Origin of the sequence: Sphingobacterium sp. UBA7249 (assembly GCF_002472835.1) — a bacterium.
GTDB classification, from domain to species: domain Bacteria; phylum Bacteroidota; class Bacteroidia; order Sphingobacteriales; family Sphingobacteriaceae; genus Sphingobacterium; species Sphingobacterium prati.
Genome location: NZ_DKST01000024.1, coordinates 151,059 through 173,404, shown reverse-complemented (window position 1 = coordinate 173,404; position 22,346 = coordinate 151,059). Strand labels below are relative to the sequence as shown.

Annotated in this window: 18 protein-coding genes; 16 read left to right on the top strand and 2 right to left on the bottom strand. The window is 41.1% G+C overall.

What is annotated here, in order from left to right:
* Window positions 1-383: 383 nt before the first annotated feature.
* Window positions 384-773: a helix-turn-helix domain-containing protein gene (locus tag B4A24_RS16505; RefSeq protein ID WP_293946188.1), complete on the bottom strand. Its 390-nt coding sequence runs from the start codon at window positions 771-773 to the stop codon at window positions 384-386.
* A gap of 544 nt (window positions 774-1,317) precedes the next feature.
* Between B4A24_RS16505 and B4A24_RS16500 the strand changes: the two genes are divergently transcribed.
* The 7 genes from B4A24_RS16500 to B4A24_RS16470 all read left to right on the top strand — a co-directional run bounded on the left by B4A24_RS16500 (window position 1,318) and on the right by B4A24_RS16470 (window position 7,213).
* Window positions 1,318-1,884, top strand: coding sequence for a sugar O-acetyltransferase (locus tag B4A24_RS16500; RefSeq protein WP_293946187.1), 567 nt, complete (start codon window positions 1,318-1,320; stop codon window positions 1,882-1,884).
* Complete coding sequence (locus B4A24_RS16495) at window positions 1,844-2,269, top strand: cyclophilin-like fold protein (protein WP_312399644.1); 426 nt, start codon at window positions 1,844-1,846, stop codon at window positions 2,267-2,269. The genes B4A24_RS16500 and B4A24_RS16495 overlap by 41 nt, the downstream gene beginning before the upstream one ends.
* Window positions 2,270-2,323: 54 nt before the next feature.
* A complete protein-coding gene (locus B4A24_RS16490) occupies window positions 2,324-3,202 on the top strand; it encodes a LodA/GoxA family CTQ-dependent oxidase (protein ID WP_293946185.1) in 879 nt (292 codons plus the stop codon).
* A gap of 3 nt (window positions 3,203-3,205) precedes the next feature.
* A complete protein-coding gene (gene lodB / locus B4A24_RS16485) occupies window positions 3,206-4,309 on the top strand; it encodes a lysine-epsilon-oxidase maturase LodB (RefSeq protein ID WP_293946184.1) in 1,104 nt (367 codons plus the stop codon).
* Between the two features lie 92 nt (window positions 4,310-4,401).
* Window positions 4,402-4,947, top strand: a complete 546-nt coding sequence (locus B4A24_RS16480) for a helix-turn-helix domain-containing protein (RefSeq protein WP_293946183.1) — start codon at window positions 4,402-4,404, stop codon at window positions 4,945-4,947.
* Window positions 4,948-5,046: 99 nt separating this feature from the next.
* Window positions 5,047-6,243 (top strand): retropepsin-like aspartic protease, encoded by a 1,197-nt coding sequence (locus B4A24_RS16475; RefSeq protein WP_293946182.1) that lies wholly within the window; start codon window positions 5,047-5,049, stop codon window positions 6,241-6,243.
* Between the two features lie 307 nt (window positions 6,244-6,550).
* Entirely contained in the window at window positions 6,551-7,213 is a 663-nt protein-coding gene (locus B4A24_RS16470; protein WP_293946181.1) for a flavin reductase family protein, read from the top strand.
* A 461-nt stretch (window positions 7,214-7,674) separates the two neighbouring features.
* Here the strand turns inward: B4A24_RS16470 and B4A24_RS16465 are convergent, their stop codons facing one another.
* Entirely contained in the window at window positions 7,675-7,899 is a 225-nt protein-coding gene (locus tag B4A24_RS16465; RefSeq protein WP_293946180.1) for a PepSY-like domain-containing protein, read from the bottom strand.
* A gap of 263 nt (window positions 7,900-8,162) precedes the next feature.
* On the opposite strand from B4A24_RS16465, the gene B4A24_RS16460 reads away from it, so the two are divergent.
* The 9 genes from B4A24_RS16460 to B4A24_RS16420 all read left to right on the top strand — a co-directional run bounded on the left by B4A24_RS16460 (window position 8,163) and on the right by B4A24_RS16420 (window position 22,346).
* Window positions 8,163-8,762 (top strand): sigma-70 family RNA polymerase sigma factor, encoded by a 600-nt coding sequence (locus B4A24_RS16460; protein ID WP_293946179.1) that lies wholly within the window; start codon window positions 8,163-8,165, stop codon window positions 8,760-8,762.
* A 233-nt stretch (window positions 8,763-8,995) separates the two neighbouring features.
* Complete coding sequence (locus B4A24_RS16455) at window positions 8,996-10,198, top strand: FecR family protein (protein WP_293946178.1); 1,203 nt, start codon at window positions 8,996-8,998, stop codon at window positions 10,196-10,198.
* Window positions 10,199-10,319: 121 nt separating this feature from the next.
* Window positions 10,320-13,793, top strand: a complete 3,474-nt coding sequence (locus B4A24_RS16450; protein ID WP_293946177.1) for a carboxypeptidase-like regulatory domain-containing protein — start codon at window positions 10,320-10,322, stop codon at window positions 13,791-13,793.
* Between the two features lie 3 nt (window positions 13,794-13,796).
* Entirely contained in the window at window positions 13,797-15,533 is a 1,737-nt protein-coding gene (locus B4A24_RS16445) for a hypothetical protein (protein WP_293946176.1), read from the top strand.
* Window positions 15,534-16,835 (top strand): hypothetical protein, encoded by a 1,302-nt coding sequence (locus tag B4A24_RS16440; protein WP_293946175.1) that lies wholly within the window; start codon window positions 15,534-15,536, stop codon window positions 16,833-16,835. It begins immediately after the preceding gene.
* 8 nt (window positions 16,836-16,843) lie between these two features.
* A complete protein-coding gene (locus B4A24_RS16435) occupies window positions 16,844-17,875 on the top strand; it encodes a fasciclin domain-containing protein (RefSeq protein WP_293946174.1) in 1,032 nt (343 codons plus the stop codon).
* Between the two features lie 12 nt (window positions 17,876-17,887).
* A complete protein-coding gene (locus B4A24_RS16430) occupies window positions 17,888-19,165 on the top strand; it encodes a fasciclin domain-containing protein (protein ID WP_293946173.1) in 1,278 nt (425 codons plus the stop codon).
* Between the two features lie 6 nt (window positions 19,166-19,171).
* Window positions 19,172-20,146 carry a fasciclin domain-containing protein gene (locus tag B4A24_RS16425; RefSeq protein ID WP_293946172.1) on the top strand — a complete coding sequence of 325 codons (975 nt, stop codon included), beginning with the start codon at window positions 19,172-19,174 and terminating at the stop codon, window positions 20,144-20,146.
* 67 nt (window positions 20,147-20,213) lie between these two features.
* Window positions 20,214-22,346, top strand: a complete 2,133-nt coding sequence (locus B4A24_RS16420) for an IPT/TIG domain-containing protein (RefSeq protein ID WP_293946171.1) — start codon at window positions 20,214-20,216, stop codon at window positions 22,344-22,346.

The window sequence follows — 22,346 nt, the reverse complement described above, 5'->3', positions numbered from 1 at the left end:
CTTATAGAAACATCGAAAACCATACAAAGACCCTGCATATTGGAAGCTATTTTTCTTCTAATTTTTATAAGTTGTCAATGATCAACATTTCACCCTCTTAAATATACGTAATAAACTTCTGTAGAAAAGGATGTTAAGTATCTTTCTATTAACACTAAATAAGGGTTTAAAAAATCTAGCTTTAATATCATCAGGTTTTATTACTTTTTACTAAAACGTAAATTTCCCATTATAAACTTAACAGGAGAAACTGAAATCAGCATGATAAAATCGTCACCTTGGCAAGATCGATCCGTACCTCATATAAATCATATGCTAAGCCAGAGCTCGGTCAACGGATTTGCTGAATTTTCTATAAGGTTGTTGAATATGTCAGCTATACATCACAGTCGTTCCCGATACTCCCTAGGTGTTACACCAAGTATTTTTTTTACGTAACGGGTAAAGAAAGAACGGCTTGAGAAATTCATTTCATCGGCAATTTCGGAAATATTGAGGTTCTTATTTTGCAGGTAAAGGAGTATACGTTCTTTTGTGTACCGTTGTATCCATTCCGAAGCGGTGATCCGGGTGTTTAGTTTACAAATGGAGTTGAGATATTTCGGCGTGATATTTAGCCGATCACTGTAAAACTGTACTTCACGTTTGTTCATGCAATGCTCTTGCACCAACTGTACAAACCTTTCATACAGGCTACCGCTCTGCAAACTCCGCTTTCTTCTATCCAGTTCATCTTCAAAAACATGCCACATTTCGAACAAAAACAATTGCATTTGGAGTTTGAGCGCTTCCTTGTAAAACCGGTGGTTAATTCTACTGATTTATCATACAGCAATTCAAAATTCCGGAGGATTTTCTCCCGGTCTCTTTTATCTGGGTGTAAAATTGGATTTTCCCGTGCGTGAATATAGCTATCGATACTCACTGTCGCACTTGGTAAACTGGTAGTCAGTAAATCTTTGTCAACAAATAATATTGTTGCTTTAAAATTTGTTGAAACAGATAACTCTGAAATAGGCAGGCCTGCCAGCCAGAAGATAAATTCGCCTTTTTTACAATGGAATTTACGACCATCGAACACGAATTTTATCCAGCCACTTTGGCAATAAATATGGGTGTGAAACCGATTTTGAAAATCTTCAGGAAACTGAGCCTTTAACGGTGGTTTGTAAAGGATAACTTTTTGATTTACTGGCATATTTATTAAAAACTAAAAAAAACATCAATAATAGGTGATATGTGATATTATTTGCGACATAAATGTAACTAAATACCTTTTAATTTAAGTTATTTTTGCACAAAATAAGCGACAAGACAATGACTACTAAAGATATTTTCGAACGATTAAAAAATGGCGAGACCATTTTGGCCAGCGACCCCGAAGCCTATAAAATGCGTGAAGCATCGTACCATACACAAAAATTGCTTGTACAAATGAACAACTCCACCGAGCCTAAGGAAATTAGGAATTTGCTAAGCCAGATAACTGGTTCGGAGATTGATGAAAGTGTCGCCGTATTTACACCGCTGTACTTCAATTATGGAAAGCATACCAAAATCGGTAAAAACGTATTCATCAATTTCGATTGTACATTTTTGGATTTAGGTGTAATTACTATTGAGGATAATGTATTAATTGCACCCAAAGTAAGTTTACTATCTGAAGGTCACCCTATTGCCCCCGAAAATAGACACGCACTTGTACCTGCCGCAATTCACATCAAAAGAAACGCCTGGATCGGCGCAGGGGCAACCATTTTACAAGGTGTAACTGTTGGCGAAAATGCCATCGTGGCCGCCGGTTCGGTGGTTTCAAAAGATGTGCCTGACAACACGATTGTAGGTGGCATTCCTGCAAAGGTCATCAAAGATATCAACTCCTAAATCACAACTTTCATGTCAAATAATATCAAAAATTCACAAAGAAAATTTATTCAACAAACAGTCATTGCCGGTACTGCCTGTTTTTGTGGCAACATTCAACGACAATCCAAGTGCAAATTCGCTCAGAGCTATGTTACCACTTACAATTAATATGATCGAACTAAATAATAACGAAAAATATTACAATTTACCAACCAATTCTTCCGTCGGCGGTGATATTAAATCGGGCGACTTAACACTTTACGGAAGCAATACGCCCGTCCTTTTTTATAAAAACTTCAATACTCCATACAGTTATACGCAACTCGGGTATATTGACAATTCTTCAGGATTGGCTGCAGCATTGGGAAAGGGAAATGTGGTTGTCAATTTGAAAAATAATTAACATAAAATGGGGAGAAGCTGTGACGGATGAAGTGCATAAAAGTGTGGAATATTCTTGGCGCTAGATGAGACTCAGTTATTCTTGATGCAACAATGGGCTAATGGTTATTTCATTAGCACCCCTAATTATAATCAATATCCCGTAAATTCGAGGGATACGGCAAGTGTCGGTAATTGCGTCGGCCTGCCAATGTGCCCTGGAATTCAAGTCACATGGAGTCTTCAAAACCCGATCATTTATGACAGCCCGTATAGAATTTTACAATACGGAAACGAACAGCGATATGCTACGTATGGATTAACTCCCTCCAGAGACGAGTGTGAAGGTGGTGGTTGTGAACCGGGTGATCTCACCAAAAGAATGGCTTGTCCGTGGCAGGCAGATTTCTTCCAATGCACGATCCAGTTGATCAATTTCACAGACCCTTACATAAATAAGACCGGTGATCCGGCGGCTCCCCTGCCCCCCACCTACTATTCTTACTGGTGGCCGCCTCAAAGTCCATGGGACGTCTTGGTAGGTGAATTTACTGCGGATGGTCAAGTTGCAACTAATGTTCCTGCTGGTCAGCAAATGAATTATGCCCGTGGAATAAATAGCTTTACACAAATGGTCACATATTGGTATGCACTGGGTTTTATCAGGGATAAAAATTCACACAGTACTGGGTTTCCTTTCTTTGTAGAAACTGAAAGAAACAATGAAATATTTACTTATGACAACGTTCCTGTCAGTCAAATTAGCGGGAATAAAGAGGATGATGAAACGACAATTCCTGTTTTCTATATTGAAGAAAATCCACAGATTATAAAAAAGAGAAGCGAAAAAGGCCGATTATTGATGGCTCATTTGGAAGAAGTTGGATTTAAAAAGATTGAAATAGTGGGTGAACGTATGCCGTTACCGCGCTCGGGAACCCGAAATAGACGATAAAAGATGCAAAACACTCTAGAAACTGATGTTTTAATTGTCGGTGGAGGTCCCGCAGGGACTTCCGCCGCTTTAAGTTTACTTAAATATTCGGATCTACAAGTCGTGATTATAGAGGAGACGAACTTAGAATCAATAAAAATCGGTGAACAGGTCAATTCGAGTATTTTTGATTTGATGAAATATATAGGCATTGAAAAGGATCATTTCAAACAGGATAATTTTATCAAGGGATACAGTACAACTGCGGCCTGGGGAAGTGAAAGGATGTTAGTGAGAGACTCCATTTTTAATGCGGATATTGAGAGTTTTCAACTAAACAGGGAAGAATTTGATTATATGCTTTTGGAGAAAGTATCAGACCAAGGTGGTATTATTTTTCCAAGAACAAAATGTCTCAACTTTGATCAGGATGAGGAGAACTGCTGGACAGTAAGCTTAAAACACGATGCAAAAGGAAATTTTACTGTAAAGGCAACCTTTCTGATAGATGCTACCGGAAGACTAGCTAATGTCGGCAGAAAGCTAGGTGTTGAATCTAAAAGATATGATGAACTTACCGCAATCGGAAGGTTTCTTTATTTCAAAGAAGCGCAGCACATCAAACAAGACATTGTGATCGAATCTACCGAAGACGGATGGTGGTACTGTGCCACTTTGCCCAATCAAACAATGACACTAACATTCTTTTCAGACGCAAATATCATCCAAGAAAAAAGACTTAAAAAAATAGAAAACTGGAATGCATTATTGGCAAAAACAACCTATATCAATCGTAAAATCGCTGCTGCAGATTCGATAGGAAAACCGTGGATAAAAAATGCTTTTTCTCAAGTTACGGATATTCTTTCCAAAAAGAATTTTTTGGCTGTAGGGGATGCGGTAGCTTCATTTGATCCCATTTCTTCTATGGGCATTGGGTTTGCAATGACCTCTGGATGTAACGGAGCTAAAGCAATTATAGACGCCTATTTAGGACATACAATGACTTTTAACAACTACCAAGAAAATATAAACAAAATATACAATCAATATCTTAAAACCAAAAGATCTTTCTATGAGAAAGAACAACGCTGGAATAATTCTGCTTTTTGGAAAAAAAGATTTTGAGTGAAAATAAAAAGCCATTATTGATTTTTGAAAAAACAATAAAACTTGTTTTCGTTACCTTAGCACATATAATATATGATAAATATAAAGGTATGTCGAAATTAACTGAACAGCGGGAAAAGCTTCGCCTGACACAAGAAGAATTATCAGAGAAGTCGGGTATTTCTGTAAGAACCATCCAGCGGATCGAATCCGGACAAATACCGAAGGGGTTTACACTCAAAGCTCTTGCAAAAGCGCTGGAAGTGGAGGAGTCATACTTTGAATTTCAGGAAATTTCTGACAATAAAAATCAGGCTACGATGAGATGGAATAAAATCGTAAATCTCATTACGTTGCTATTTATCTGCCTTCCACCGCTGAACATTCTCATCCCCCTTATCCTGATTTTATGGAAGAAAAAAATGAACCTCATCAATAAAAAACTGCTGTCTATCCAAATCGTTTGGACCTTGATTGGAATTGTACTATGCATCTTTGTTTTGATTCTTAACGATTGGTTTGGAGTGGAAAGTAACGTAAAAATACTTATACCTATTCTTTGGATCGGTGTGAATGGATTGGTTATTATCCGAAATGCAATCTCTCTAAGCAAAGAAAACACAGACCGTATACTACCGAATATCAATATTTTATAACCTTTGTCGGGTATCTGTCGGATGCCTGTCGGGGCATTGGCGGGCATAATTTTCGTGTTTTACAGACAAGCTTCATTTCTTTGATCAAAAATGTAAAACATGAAAACAACAGGTATGAAACAGATCATTTCAATAGCTATGATACTGCTTATTTTAGGCGTAAACTTCAGCTATGCTCAACAAAAAATCAGGACGATAAAATCTACTTCGACAAAAACCTGGATAAATGATGGGGCTCACGTGAAAATGGATTGGCGTCTGGAACCGGAAGCTCATCCTGATATTTATTACGTGAATCTACCTTCACAAAAAAGTGTTATAAAATTTAAGACAGACCAAGAGCAATTGAACATCCTTACCAAGCCAGGTAAAAAATATGATTTTGTGGTATTGCTCAACGGGAAAGACAGCTGTCACATTCAGATTTCGTCAACACTGCCCCCAGATGTCTCTACCCTCAAAACCAAAGCGACATATCCAGTACGCATACCTTTCAAACTACTCAATTCCAAGATCTTTTTCGAAGGACAAATCAACGATAAAAACGTACTTCTACAGTTTGACTTAGGAGCAGGAACCAGCGTTGTTAACAAAAAATCTTCAGATAAAATCGGGTTGGAGTTTTCTTCATACAAAATGGTGAGCAATACACACGGAGTCAACAAAGAAAGGACAAGTCTGGATAATCAATTGACTATTTCTGATTTGCAGTGGAATGGAATTCCGCTGACCGAAGTTGGAAATATGGACGATTTCGAAGATATAATCATAGGAAACGGATTTTTTCGGGATAAAATTATCGGAATCGATTATGATAAGAACGAATTTACTATTTATGACGAATTGCCAAAACAAGCCAAAGATTATAAAAAAATGCCTGTATATTATGTGCAAAACCGCCCTATGTTTAAAGCTGATATTTTTCATAACAACAAAAGATACCAAGCTTGGTTTCTCTTTGATACTGGCAGAAACGGCGCTATGCTGATCGGGAATGATTTTACCGGGTTAGAAAATAATTGGGCAGATTTGCAGCCGCTGACTGTCGTCAACGGACGAAAAATAATTCGTCTAGATGCTCTCATCGCGGGTGTAGGATTCAAAGATATCGTGACCAATGCGTCCAATCCTGCAATACCAAATAACAAAGCAAGCTTATTTGGAAATCAGATCCTAAAACATTTTAATGTTATTTTGGACAACAAAACTGGAACGCTGTACCTAAAAGCGAATTCGCTTTGCAATGAACCTTATTTTAACTACGACAGCTATTTGAAACAAATGTCAAATAAATAGAATTTCGCAATATACGCTATAACATTTCTTAGGATGAGGCAAAGTCAAATTGAATTAGTTGGTCCATCCTCTTCCGATTCTAAGAAAGACCAACCAGGCGAGAAAAAGATAATAAAATACCTAAAAGCTTAGAAAAAGAATTAGATAATGTACTTGATTAGTAAAAGACGCCATACGGATTTTAAAGTTTGTACGTAAAATGTAACAGGATTTCGCAAGAATCGGATTTTAATATTTATTTGACATAGTTAGTTTTACAACATAATATGGGGATAATTAGAAAGAAAATCATTAAAGTAATTAGAATATGCATATTAAAAGCGATCCCGCTATTTTGTATTTCGGCACACCGGTAGCTCTTATCAGTACCAAAAATGCGAATGGTACCGATAATCTCGCTCCCATTTCCTCAATTTTCTGGTTAGGTTGGCGGTGTGTCATTGGTCTTGGTGCATCATCTCAAACAGCCAAGAACTTAATGGCTACAAAAGAAGCTGTTTTAAATTTACCTTCAGTAAATGAAGTAGAGGCTGTAAACCGGCTTGCTAGAACCACGGGCTCTAATCCTGTTTCACAAACTAAAATATTAAAGGGATATCGCTTCGAAGAAAATAAATTTGAAATTGCAGGATTGACAAAGTTACCTTCCGAAACCGTCAATGCCCCTAGGGTAAACGAATGCCCGGTACAAATGGAAGCTGTTGTCAAAGCGATTCATAAATTGGCAGCGGATGAAAATATAGAGCAGGGAAAAATTATCACGTTTGAACTAAAAATAAACAGGATATATTTGGATACATCAATTATTATGGATAGTAAACCGAACAGAGTCGACCCCGACAAATGGAAACCTTTGATTATGAGCTTCCAAGAGTTTTATACGATTGGAAATAAGGTGCATGAATCGACTCTTGCAGAAATCCCTGAACAGATGTACTATACACAAGATAGGGACTTGTTGAAAGAGTAAGAAATCCAGTCAAAGGGATTTGCTATTGCCACTATAATACCTCCTTCTGCCACCTCGGTAAAAGCTCTTTCTATAACCACACTCCCCGCTAAATATCGCTGGCAATATGGGTTAGTGCATAGTCAATACCCCTCATAATAGGCTGGCCGGTGGATTGCTATCTACAATATAGTGAGCTGATCCAACTGTCCACATCAGCTACCGTCAGATTACATTAGACAAGAAAATTGCCGTAGCCAACAACAGATTTCTGAAAGCGATACTGCAAAAATAAAAAAGGCCGAGTCCTTCAAACTCGACCTTAAAAAACTAATCTAACCCTCCCATAATCCTTAACTTCTATTCATTGGACGATATCGTGTGGCAATAGTTTAATAGATATCGTAAATAGTGAATCGAGGACTTCACAAATGGGTACTTGGATAACGTGCTTTACTATGACAGGCGATCTTACCGCGGGTCTATCCTTTGATTTTTCTGATATTTGCTTTTACAAATTGGCCTTGCAAATCGAATATTAGACTATCTCTACCCAGAATATCAATTCTGTAAATATTATGTTCTTTTTCAATGTATTGAATCAGACTTGCAGGGTGATTTTGGATAATGTATGATAAAATATTTTTTCTGATATCCTGGGAAGACAATTTTCCTTCCGTCCCTCTTATTAAATTCCAATTAGTCATATAACTCAAGTTTTAATTTTTAAATATTGTGATAACCTAAGCTAAATATCAATTTAGGAAAGAATTGGGAAACCTTCTTCAGTTCTGGAATTGGGATAAACAAAATTCAAATATAAGCGGTGCTTTGTCGTCATCATCGGTAAATATGAAGAATTTTAGATTAAATTGAATAGAAATTATTTTAAGAAATACAATTAATGATTTACTAATACTCAGTTAACTTAAGGCGTCGATATTTGTAGCACTACCATAGCATAATTACTATGAAAAAGGAAGTGTTAACCGTATTGTCAGATTCCATACTTTTGCGCCGCTTTATTAATGGCGATCAGGGGGCATTCGATACGCTGTTTAAGCGTTACCATAAAGCGTCCTTTCAATATTGCTTTAAGTTTATCCGGGATAAACCTATGAGTGAAGAATTAGCTATGGATGTCCTCTTCCGGATTTGGAAAAACAGAGAAAAATTACCTGAAAATATCGAGTTCAGCTTTTATCTCCGCCGGGCGCTCAAGAATGCGGTCTATAATCACTTCCGTTCCAAATTAACTGAAACAGTACACATAGATAATATACCCGAAGAAAAGCTGCTATCAAGCAGCATGGTAGATACAAATATCTTGGATGCTGAGATGATCAAGATATATGAAGAGACCATCAATCATCTATCTCCTCAAAAACAATTAGTCTTCCGTATGAGTCGGGAAGAAAACCTAACTTATGCACAAATCAGTGAAAAGTTGGGTATTTCGATCAATGTCGTGGAAAAATACATGGTTTCCGCCTTGGCCATATGCCGCCGCCAACTTGCGGAGAAACTGGTTTCAGTACTTGCCATCCTTTCATTGAACCTCTTTTTTTAATCATCTCTCTGGCAGCCCGCTACCCGATCTCAAGCTGCACTAAGGATAACCGTAAACGGACACCTATCCACGATTTTATTCTACTGATTTTCAATACACTACAATTTACTTTAAAGCTCATTGGGTGGTATGAGAAAAAAAATGTGTTTGTGTTTATGTATACGCATTCTTTTGTTGACAGCAAAAATAGTCTTAAAGATTGCCCAATAACGCACGAGAAATAATTTCAGTGGATGAATGTAAACCAACGGCAGCGTAAGCTGCTAAAAAAATACCTTTTAGGTGACATAACAGATCAGGAACGACAGGAAGTAAATCTCCTGATATCCGATCCGGAGAATAAAAGTTTGTTTGACGATGTCATGGACGAATTAATACCGGATCTGTTGCCTGAAACAAACACCGAACAAGACGAGTTGAATGACAAGTTATTGGCTTTCAAGACGAGGCATGCCATTCCGATGTCCCAGCAGGAATTTAGGACTGGATTTCCAAAAAAGTGGGGTCCCTATATAGCCGCAGCCGCAGTCTTGATCATGGTTTCTTTTGGCTTATTATTCCATCTTGACAACGGCAGTGAAAACCTGAAAAAGCTGGCGCAGAAAGATCATCAAATCGCGCCAGGTAGCGATAAGGCGTTACTGACCCTCGCCGATGGATCGACAATCGCGCTGTCTGATGCCAAGAGTGGAAAATTGGCCTACCAATTCGGTGTACATGTCGAAAAAACTGCCGCAGGTGAAATTGTCTACCATAGCGAAAATCAAGCTACAGTAAGATCGCTAGCCTTCAATAAGGTATCCACACCCAATGGAGGTCAGTATCGAATCATTCTCCCTGATGGCTCTAAAGCTTGGTTAAATGCAGCTTCTTCCTTAAGTTATCCGACCCGTTTTGACCAGCGCGAGCGACGGGTAAAAATGACCGGAGAAGTCTATTTTGAAGTAGCAAAACTAAAACGCCCACATAGCCACGAGGCGCTACCTTTCGTCGTTGAGACCGACAAACAACTGATTCAGGTCTTAGGTACGCAATTCAATATCAATGCTTATCAAGATGAGCCCACTATAAGAACCACACTGGTGGAAGGCAGCGTCCGTGTGACATCTTCCCTGGATGGTGCATCTGTATTATTAAAACCTGGGCAAGAATCCTTGCTCTCGGATAAACTAACTGTACATACTGCGGATATTCAGCGACAACTGGCCTGGAAAAATGGAGAATTTGTATTTAAAGGCGAAGATCTTGACAAGATGCTCAAACAACTCGCTCGTTGGTATGACCTTGAAATTAACTGTCCGTCGCAGTATAGTAAAATTAAATTTACCGGAATCATATCCCGTTCCATACCACTTTCTTCTATCGTAGACATGATCGAGTCTACAAAAGAGGTCAAAATAAAGATTGTAGGAAGGAGGTTGACAGTGAGCGATTAGTTACCTAAAAATGAGCTTGCTTAATAAAATAGCCAAAGGTGTTTGCACCACCTTTGGCCGAATAGTTAAGCTACCAAAGTAATGTCCTAACATCAATAGATAATTTAACTTCAACAAAAGTATGAATTTTTATCAAATCATGCGTGTTATGAAAATCACCATGGTATTAATGACCTGCTTTTTTGTACAGGTAAGTGCTTTTACATATGCCCAGCGTGTCACGCTGGAAAAACGTAACAGCAGTATATATCTTGTGCTGGAGGAGATCAGGAAGCAAACCAGCTTCAGTTTTCTGTATAATACAGCTATTTTTAACAATGCAAAACCCGTTAATATTCGTGTAACTAATGTCAGCCTAGACCAGGCATTAAAGGCTTGTTTTAGTGGACAGCCTTATACATACCTGATCAAAGACCAATATGTTAGCATTTCAAAACTACCTGACAATAAAACCAGTACACCGGACAGGTTTCAACAGCGGCAGGTAAAAGGTCGGGTCACCAATACGAGCGGTAAACCGCTTTCGGGTGTTTCACTGCGCGTCAAAGGTGCACAGGCTGCCACATCGACAGATGCAAATGGAAATTTCTCGATTACGATTACCGCAACCGGAGCTTCGCTCCTATTTACTTTTTTAGGTATGGAGCCCCAGGAGATCAAGGTCGGATCCAATGACAGTATCCTTGTAAAAATGAGCGAAGCGTCTGAAAGACTTGAGGAAGTAGCCGTAAGTGTACAAGCCCGTCGCCGCACCAATACGGAAGTAGCAGTACTCGAAGAGCGAAAAAATTCTTCTATCGTGCAGGATGCCATCTCGGCACAGCTGATCGAACGCACAGCCAGCATCACCACAACGCAGGCCCTTTCCCGGGTAACGGGTGTCACCGTAACCGACGACAAGTATGTCGCCGTACGCGGACTGGGGGATCGCTCCGTTATCGGTCAACTGAACGGTGTCCGTCTCGCATCCTCCGACCCTGACAAAAGTTCCATTCCTTTGGATCTGGTGCCGGCTTCGCTGTTGGATAATATCACCGTATACAAAACCGTTACACCCGATAAACCCGCCGATGCTGCCTCTGGGATTGTGGAACTTAAAACAAAGTCAGTACCGGATAGCATGACTTTTGAGCTTATCGCGCAAACGGGATTCAACTCCAATATTGGGATAGGTGGCCGATACAATAGTTTCTGGAACAGTGACATGGGCCTTCTCGGTACCAAGATCAATCATAAAAACTTGACATCAGATTTTCTGAACCTTTCCACTCAATACCCCAAAGGACTCGGTGATATCCATAATCTGATTGCAAACAGTGGCTACAGTCCGGCAGCAAGAACAGAGGTCCAACGGATCAACGGCATCATGCAAAGTTTTGATCCAGTCATGACCACCAAGCACCGACGTGCTCCCCTCAATCAACTTTACTCCGCTACGTTTGGAAATTCATATAAACTATTTGATGACAAGCATACCCTAGGCGTGATTCTCGGCGGAAATTACTACCGACGCACAACAGACATATACAATGGAGATCTCACCCAGTATAGTATCTACCAGGGAGTTGTCACAGGTAACCCTGATATCTACAGCTACCGTCATATCCCAAACTATATTACACCAAACAGCCTATATATGGGGAAATATCAATCCTATAAGGAGAATACGGGAGTAGAGACACTTAATTATGGCATGCTCGCCGGATTAACGTATCGGTTCAATCCTCGTCATGAGATCAGTGCACAGTATGTGGGAAGCTGGGGCGGGGAATCAAAGGCCACCAACATGAGGGGAGCGTATGAATATACTGGACTAACCGGAGATGTTTATAGTACCATCTATTCCTTGAAGCAAACGCTACGTGATTTGCAGACTTTTAATTTTCAGGGGGAGCACAAGTTCTTAAAATCCAGCTACTCTCCGCGACTGAGTTATAATCTCTCTATGTCTAAATCTAGCCAAAATGATCCTGATTTTCGCTATGTCTCATTGATAGACTATGTCCCAGTAGGTGGCACCTATTACATGAAACCAATCGTGGGTACGACAGGTGGAGCAAATAGCGAATGGGCGTACACCGAACATCTTTATGCCTTAAGCTCTGGTTATGTAAACGGCTTTGGTACTTATGGAACCATTCAGGCCGAACCGAATGGTCGACGCTGGAGAAACCTCAACGAAGATAGTTACAACCATAAAGCGGATCTTGTTATTCCCTTTCCTTTTCTCGGTCAAAAGCAAGAATTAAAAACCGGTGTTAACTACCTTTATAGGGAGCGCCATTTTACCGAAAATATTCTCTTTCTCCCTGGTTCTAACTTCAACGACCACGGACGGATTACACTTCTTGATGTGGAGGGTAACCTCAATCGGATGGTCAGCAATGAAGTAATCGGCGTAAAAGTACCCTCCGGCAGTACCGGTGAAGGTGAAATTCCCGTAGGTGGCTTTTTGTACAACAGCAAAAAATCACCCAATAATTATAAAGGTTTCTATGAAACCCGGGCGGCGTACGCCATGCTTGATCTGCAGCTGCCCCAAAATATCCGCCTGACGGGTGGTATACGGGTCGAAAAAACAAATATTCAGACGCGGGTAGACACCAAAGATGTTTACGTGGATCCCAAACTGGCTTCTGTCGACGAGGAAGGTAATATCTTGGTCACTCCTTTTGGAGATGCCAACTCGGTATATAAGACGAAATACGTTCCGTATTACTCGGCCAACCTGACTTATAAATTCAGAAAAGATATGAATTTTCGCCTGGCTTACAACAGTACCCTGGCACGACCTGAACTTCGGGAGATTACCAACGTCTTTGAATTTGACCCTTATCAAATGGGCTTAATCGTTGGTAACCGGGATCTGATCAATCAGAAGACGCAGAACCTCGATTTTCGATGGGAATGGTTTCCGGAGGCAGGTGAGGTATTTGCCATTTCAGCCTTTGGAAAACAAATCAACAATCAATTGGTCAAAGTATTCAGCCTGAAAACGGAGGGCCTCGCGGCGACCTATCCTGAATTTCCGATCATACAGTTTCAAAACGATAAAAATACTGGGCGTGTCTGGGGATTGGAATTTGAAGCCGTAAAAGACCTGAGTAAATTCTGGGGACAAAAAGATGTGCTTTTTTTTGGATCAAATCTGTTGATTGCGCAAAGCGAAATCAAAAAATCCGAAGAAAGACTTGCAGCAAACCGGTTTATCGACCGCCATGCTCCACTCAACAGCCCTTTGTTTGAACAGGCTCCTTATTCCATCAATGCTTGGCTAAATTACAACAATAAAAAAACCGGAACAGATCTGACCACGACATTCAATATGGTTGGTGAACGCCTGATCCAGATCAACCTGACCGGGGAACCGGATCTGTATACACAGCCGGCACCGACGCTTGATTTTGTCTTTAGCCAGAAAATAGTGCCCCGGTTGACCTTTAAGGGTTATGCCAAAAACATCCTCAACCCAGCGATCAAGACCGTATATGCCAACCCCAACACCGGTGGCAAATGGTATGGAAATGAATACATAAACCGCAGCTACAAACGCGGAAGTGAAGTGATGCTTGGTTTTACCTATAATCTATTCTAGCATATGAAAAGTAGTAAAAAAATATTCGTCCTGCTCTTGCTCGGACTCTTTGTATCCTGTTCTAAGGACAAATTTGTCGAAGAAGTAGATAACAGATACAGCACCGAGGCCTCCAAAAGTTCCAATGTGCGCATCGTTAACCTAGGCGGTTCAAATCAGGTAATTGTAAACGGAGACAGTATTACCAATTTCGTTATCCGAAACGGAGAAACGGATCCTATGGCTGAGAAGTACCCTCCTACCAAATATTTCCCCGTAGATGGTCGCCTCGGAATGCTGTGGAATGTCCCCCAGGACCTACTGAACGAACAAAACAGTGCGGATATAGAGGTTACTTATCTCGCCTATCAGGGAATTGGCATTGGTCTTCAGAAGAAATTTAAAATCCAGGATAAGGGGAATTCAGTAGATTATTACACGTTGTTGGGTGATTATTATAATGTAGGTCTCCCGGAAGTAATCGAAGTGCCTCGAAGTGTAGAGTCACCACGTACCCCCGAGAACTGCAAAATCCGAATTATCAACTTCACTGAAAAACCGGGTGAGAGCCAGGCCACACAGGAAACAATAGAAGATCTATACGGGCCTGTAAGCCTGGCATGGTCGGATGGAACAGCAATCAACAAAGCGCTCAGCCATGTTCCTGTGGGCAAGGTATCGGACTATGTGGAGATCCCTTATGGAACCTACCAGCTTAAAGTACTTACGGAAAACCAAAGACAATTACCCTCTACCGGAAGTCTTATAATGGACTATATGACTTCATCCATCAGTTATATTGAAAACAGAACAGCGGTCATCCCTACTTACCTCACTTACAATCCGATCGCCAATTTTAAACCTGGTGGTGTATATACAGTAGTGGTTTACTCTCAGCCTTTTGATTATCCAAATATCAATGACCCGGAGTATACGCACAAACAGGTGCAGAATGGATTCCAAATTATAGCGGATATGAACCCGCCAGTGAACAATACTTATGCGCGTATCCAGTTTGTCAATGCCAGAGCTGAAGCTGGGGCTGTATCCCTCAAAGTGGGCAATAAAAGTACAGATGCCGTCTCATTCGGCACATATAGTGGATACATCGCTGCCATCCAGGGGAAACTTCAGTTTGAAGCCTTACTCAACAATACAACTCTGGCAGCAGTAGACTATGATGTAAAAGCTGGCGACAACTATACCGTATGGCTTTATAGCACGGCAACAGGCAAAGACAGTCTGGTCGTATCGCACAACAACTTATCTGGTGTCACTTTTGGTGGGCAAAGCGGTACACAGGACGCTACTTATGAACGGTTTAAAACTAATTTTTATACTGATGTTCGTTTTTTCAATTTTAACACAGCTTTTCCCTATGCTACTTTCACCTCCGATAATGGAAAACCGTTTAGCAATAACGGATGGGCATTTGATGAACGATCTACAGAACAATTGACCCCGGGTTACATTCCTTGGGTGAATCCTTATGTCAGATTAGTACAAATGGGCGGCAACACCAAAATACAAACACAAAAAATAATGGTTTATCATGCCACCGAAAATACCACACCCGGAACATGGGCAGACGAGGTAGCCATCTATACAACCCAGGATCTGATTGCGAAGCCAGAGCTTTTCGCGATACGTGGCGCGTTGCCCAATGCCGATATCGGCTCCTACAGCATTGCCTTGATCGGCAAGCAAACGCAGGATCCACGCTATAAATCCAGAATGATGATCGTTAAACATACCAAATAAATGGGACTATTTAGACAAGTCGTTATGAGCAATGACACTTTTAACAACAACCTGGTGTCCAAAAAAAAGAAAGCACCTGGAAACGGAACTCCGTTCGGCATGAACAGAAATCCGATAGGCTACAAAAGCAAAGCATTTTTCCTGTTTTTTATCTTTTTATTTTTTGCTTCCTGTACAAAGATAGATTATTACGAGGTCGAAAATCCAGCTTACTTAAGGGTATTCAACAACCTCAACTATGAGGTTAACCTTGGTGACAAGGGGCTTCTCGTACCCTATTTGACTATGCTTATTGATCCCGAATTTGATCAAAACGGTATCCCGGTAAAGGCAGCTATCGTCGGTGATTTTTTGGATAAACGCGTACGATATGCGGCACCCTATCCCACGCACAGTGCCGGAAGCACCAAACGAAACAATCCCGAATATCCGGGCAAGGAAAATGTCTTGGTAGGTCCTATCATAAATGGATTTGATCTCTCCAGTTGGGCTCAGGTCCCTTCAGGCTCCCATAGGATAGTTTTTTACTTTAGACCTGTCAATGACATTCCATTTTTTCAACTGAGCGATGATCTGAAAAAAAATGTTGCCATTGAAGGCAACTATGACCTGAAAGATCGGGAAATCTATACGCTACATGTGATCCAAAAAGATTTCAAAACGAAAGAGAACGGGCTGATCTTGCGTCAGGAGAATTTCCAGAAACTGCCTTTCTCTGATTCATCGGTCTACCTCAATTTTTATAATATGAGTGCCAAAGGTTTTTTAACCTCTGAGGATAGAAAGCCAAATGGCATGATCACTCTCGCAGATGGCATAAAAGACGAAATGAATGTCTATCTATCCCTCTATCCACAGGAAACAACTACATATACGAGTGAAACAGCTTTACCAGGATATCATGCACGGTTTCTTCAGCCGCTGTACCGTAATACCGAAGAGTCTACCGTAGCTGATTATTTTAGTTTTCCATTATTTGCAGACAGCACAAAAACCATTACCACCAATATGGTACAGCAAGTCACTTTCCTGGCACCAGGGCTAACCTTCATTGAAATGGGGATCGGGGGAACTAGTATGCCCAAAGGCTTATGTTCCCACCTAAGCTTCTATGGCCTCAACGAACTTGTACAACTTCCAGGTGTAAGCAATTCAGCACGGTTCCCGAGTATGTTTATCAATACACATTCGGGCCTTAATAATCCTAAATCGTTTCCTGCTGTAAATACCATAGAAGTCGTCAATGGAGAGGCTTATCTCACAACAATTCAACGAAAGTTTGATCCACCTATCTATAAATAATTAAGCTGATGCAACTAACGAAAATAAAAACATATATCCTCTTTCTACTGAGCTGCCTACTCTTGCAGTCTTGTAACCACGATGAATTTATGGTGTATGAAGGAAACACAGAAACGCGGAACGTCGGGGATTATATCGGTAACAATTTCGATCTGAGCTTATTTCATGCCGCTTTGGTAAAAACAGATCTATTAAATGCGGTGACAGGAAGTGAAAAGGTCACCGTATATGCACCAACCAATGCAGCCTTTAATGCCTTAGGCATTTACCGTGCCTCGGATTTCGACAAGCTCAATCGGGACAGTCTGACGACCATGATTCAATACCACATGTTAGGTAAAATACTATCCAGCGAGGAGATTCCGGTCAAGACACTCGATGCAAAATATCCCAATATGGCAGGCAAAGATCTCATCATTTCAAAACATGCCGGAACCTCCCAATGGGATAAAACGCGTGTATTTATCAATGGCGCTGAAGCAATACGTATGGATATTGCCCTGACCAATGGTATATTGAATATTGTCAATGCTTGTTTCAAATATCAGGAAGGAAATGTACAGCATTTTCTTTCGAAACGACCTGAATATAGCGTTTTTGTTGCAGGCCTCAAAAAGTTCGGTTATTGGGAGCGGCTTGCGCAAGGCGAATGGTCTGTGGTGGCACCCGACAATCAGGCATTTGAGAAAGATGGCATCACGCTCGATAGCATCAGCCGAATGGATCCTAAAAAATTCTACAATCGCTTTATGGGGGTCTACCTGTTCGATACCCGTATTTTCTTAACTGATTTGGAATCATCTGGTCAATCTCTGGCTCCGTCCATAGAAGGGGATATCCGAATGAGCCGAACAATCTTTTACAATGTAGATATCCGCTGGTTTGCTGTCCATACACAAGAAGCGGGTCAATACGGACGATTCACAGCACTATCCCCCAATAATAAGGTCAATTATCTCACAGACAACGGTACCGTGCATAATATCGAAAAATTATTGTTCCGGCCGGATGAAGCTGTTTTAACAAACACTGGAAATTAAAAGCGTCTACTGATGAATAGAATCATAGCATTACTACTGCTGCTTATCGCGGTGATATCCTGTAAACAGGAAGAATATATGCCCGAACCCTATGGAGAAAAGGTTCCTTATGTGGAGAAAGATAAAAAGAGTCTCGATGCACTCCTGATGGACTCTAAAAGCCATTTGTTCAAAATAGCGCTGGATGGAAGTACCGTGCGTACCTTATTGGACAAGGAATGGAAAAGCCTCCCGCTTACTTTTTTAGTCCCAAGCGATGCAGCTTTTACGGCCACGGGTATGACACAGGAAAAACTGAAAAACATGAGTACTGCGGATTTGGATTCAATCGTCCTCTACCATGTGTTAGCTGATAAAATAGATACAGCAAATGTACACGTTACATACGGAAACATTCGGTTGAGATCTAAATTAGAGGATAAAGAACTAAGGCAAGGCAATCAATATGCTTCTTCAGCCTATAGCTATTACCATTATTTAGCCATTACAGCAAAGAAAATCTTGCTTAATGGAAAGACCGTGGGGGATTATCGTATAGAAAATGCGGTAGAGGCTGACGTCATCTTTATCGATACTTTTCTTAAAAAACCGGAGAAAACGCTCTGGCAAACCATGAAAGCAGAAAGCAGGCTTTCCATGTTTTTAGAAATTGTGGAAGCGAACGATGACTCCTATGCACAGTATTTTAATTTGGACGAAGATCCTTGGTTTGTCTACAATATGGAAGAAGCGGTCATGAAAAACCAATTGGACTTATCAGTTGATCCGTATAATCCGGGCGCTACATATATCAGCCATCAAACCTCTGTTTTTGCCCCTACCAACGAGGCTTTTATCAAAGCCGGTTATGAAACTGCTGCAGAGTTTATTCGATTAAATGATGCGCATTGGAAATATAGAGGGCAGTACCTCAGGTTTTCGGATGGCGCTCCCTATAATTACAGAACCTTCCACAAAAACGATTCTGTCCTGACGTATCACCACGGTTGGGGCCAGCGTTACTATCCTACAGACGGCGGAGGCAGTGGTTTCTCCACCGTATTTTTTTCAAATGACTTAACGAACGAATACCTAAGCGATTACATCCTGCAGATGGAGAGCTACGATCCCAACAGCCAACCTCGTATGACCTGTCCTTACCGCTTTTCACGCGAAAATGGTAAGCTGAAAATAGGTCTGAAAGATGCGCGAAAGGGAAGCGAGCCAGCTACAGTCATTGAGCAGGATATTTTAACGCTAAATGGACCACTCTATCTTGTGGACCGCCTGTTTATACCAAACAAATTTTAAGAAACTATGCAAAATATCATTAAATACGTGTTGATCGCTACTTGCTTCCTTGCATGTAGCGCCTGCGAAAAAGAGGATACCAATCACTATTCGTATGACGCCAATCTGATCAGTATGATTATTGCAGACAATGCAAACCTGTCTAAATTAAACGCAGCCAATAAGCGGACCGAGTTGTATGATATGCTGCTACAGAAAGGTCCTTTCACGCAGCTTGCCCCCTCTGATGATGCCTTTAAAGTCGACGTAAATTTGGTGGGGTTAAATCGCCTGACCAAAATCATGCGATATCATGTACTCAATGGGGTCTATGATTTCAACAAAATCCCTTTTCAGTTCAACCAGGAAATCTACTCTTACACCGGTGGAAAGATGTTTGTTACCAAATGGGTAAAGGATCGGGATACTGTCCTTACCATCAATGGTGCTATTGTTACTCCAGTAATGAAAAATGCCAACAATGGCAAAATACAGGTAATAAATCGCTTACTCGAACCTTATCTTTTTGACTATCTAAGCGACGCCGTAAAAAACGAGTATGACATCACCCTATTTAATCAAGCACTGGAAAGGGTCCCTGCGATCAAAAACTTGTTGCAAAAAACGGGGGCCTATACCGTTTTTGCTCCCAATAATGCTGCGATGATCAAGCAGGGTTACGGCACTTTGGAAATCATTAATAAGAAGCCTGTGGATGAGTTAGAAAGACTATTGCGCTACCACATCGTACCGGACCGTAGATTCTTATATGATTATGTGCTGACAACGCCTACAGATGGCAATACCAATATTAAAACAACAGAAACAATGCTGGATGGCGATAACCTCACAGTGACGCTGGTATTTAACATTGGAACAGGATTGTACAATACAATAACACTTTTAGGCACCCGAAATGCAACCGAAACAAATCTAATCAGAGAAAACGTACTGGCTGGCAATGGCGTACTGCACATCATTGACCAAGTCCTTTTAAACTGATCCAATCAAGTGTAACGGATTCATATATAGCGATGAAAATCGATACTTAAAAAATAACAATACACAAATGAATACTATTCAACACATCATAAGTCTTGCCGTCTTGTCAGCGTTGTTGCTATTTTTCTCCTGCAAGAAAGATAGTCCCGGTGATGAAGTCAGCGCAAACCTGTCGGTAGAACATTATTTCCCAAACAGTGGCAAAGCGGGTACCCTGGTCACCATTAAAGGGACCGGTTTTAGCGAAAATATCGAAGAAAACATTGTGGAGTTTGCTGGTGTACGAGCCGAGGTCTTTTCCGCGCAGTCAACATCACTGGTTGTCGTGGCTCCGGAAGCAGCCACTACCGGAAAATTGACAGTAAAAGCTGGTGGTCACACCATCGAGGTCGGTAATTATACTTACCAGCGCCTGAGTCTAAAGCGGGTATGGCCTGCCAATGGCCCTGCCAGCTCCAATATACGGATCACGGGTGAAGGGTTTGGAAGCTTGCAGCAACCTGCAAGAGTGACCATTAATGACTCCACAGCTTTGGTCGTCAATATATCCGATACGCTTATTGTAGCAAAAGTACCAGCCGGAGCAGGTACCGGAGCAGTCAAGGTGTTTGTGGATAATATGGTGTCCACAGGCGAGATTTTTACGTATCAGGAAATCAAGGCTATCAGACCCTTGACTGGTGGCAAAGGCACTAAGGTTACCATCAATGGCGAGGGGTTTGAAAGCGTAAAGGAAAATAATAAGGTCTATTTTAACGACAAACAGGCTACAGTGATCGAAGCAACGCCAAAGCAACTTATTGTACTCGCTCCGGAGGGGATCGAAAGTAATAAGGTATCTGTTATTATCAATGGACAGAAAACGGTGAGCGCGGCAATATTTAGTGTGGTTCCCCTGCCAAAGATCGCTGCAGTATCGCCTTTAAGCGGCCCAGTTGGTTCCATTATCACCATTAAAGGAAGTACGTTCAGTACGGTTAAAGAGGAAAACAAAGTATTGATCAATGGCAAGGAAATACCTCTGGAGACGAACCCCACCAGCACAGAGCTTGTGGTCCGATATCCGGCCAATATTGGAAGTGGAAAGATCGAAGTACTGGTCAATGATCAGAAGGTCGTAGGCCCTGAATTTGTGAACCAAGAATTGGGCATTACCAAGGTAAGTCCCGAAAGTGGTCTGGCAGGAACAGAAATCACCATTCAGGGAAGTGGCTTTTCCAAGGATTTACTCGGCAACAGAGTATCTTTCAATGGTGTACCGGCACAAATTATCTCTGCCAGCGAAAGTGTACTCAAAGTGATTGCTCCAGCGACATTGAGCACAGGTCCACTTAGCGTACAAGTAGGTAATCTATCTGCTCGAGCTCCCCTAGCCTTCCGTCGTTCAGGAGTAACAACCGTAGCCAAAAGTTTTATGACACTCGATTATAACTATTCAAAAATAGTCATTGATTCAAAAGGAAATCTATATGTAAATAATCCTACATCCATTATGAAGGTTACACCCGAAGGTGTAAGCGCTGTATTAGCAACTGGTTTTAATGGTATCATGGGAATGGACATCATGAATGATATAATCTATGTCGTCGAATCAACTGTTGCCAAGAAAGTGACGCTGAATGGTCAAGTGACTACCATTCCGACTGCAGCAATTGCTCCGAGAGGAATTACAGTCGACAAAAATGGTAATTTCTATTATCCCAATTCCTGGAATGGTATACTTAAGGTTGCCTTACCTACGGGTACGGTGCAGAATATGAATACAGGAGGAGCTTCTGACAAGTGTCGGATTGCAATCGCAACCGATGGAACCATTTACCACTCTTCTGATGACTATCAAGGAATGATTACCAGAACACTGCCTGGTGGTCGAGGCGTCAACTGGATCGGTCAATACGAAGGCTATGGTTATCAGGACGGGCCTATCTCTACTGCTCGGATCGGATACGGTCCGGCAGCACTAAAATTGAATGCCCAAGGCAACTTAATCATCATGGATGGCAATAACAATGCTATCCGAGAAGTGAATCTTCAAGAACAGATAATAAGTACGCTCGCAAAGGTAGAACGTGGTTTTGCGGATGGTGATCTGAGCACGGCAAAATGGGGTATCATTAGTGATATAACAATAGACAAGGAGGGTAATATTTATTTGCTCGATGTTACAGGAAGTGCCATCCGTAAAGTGATATTTAAATAG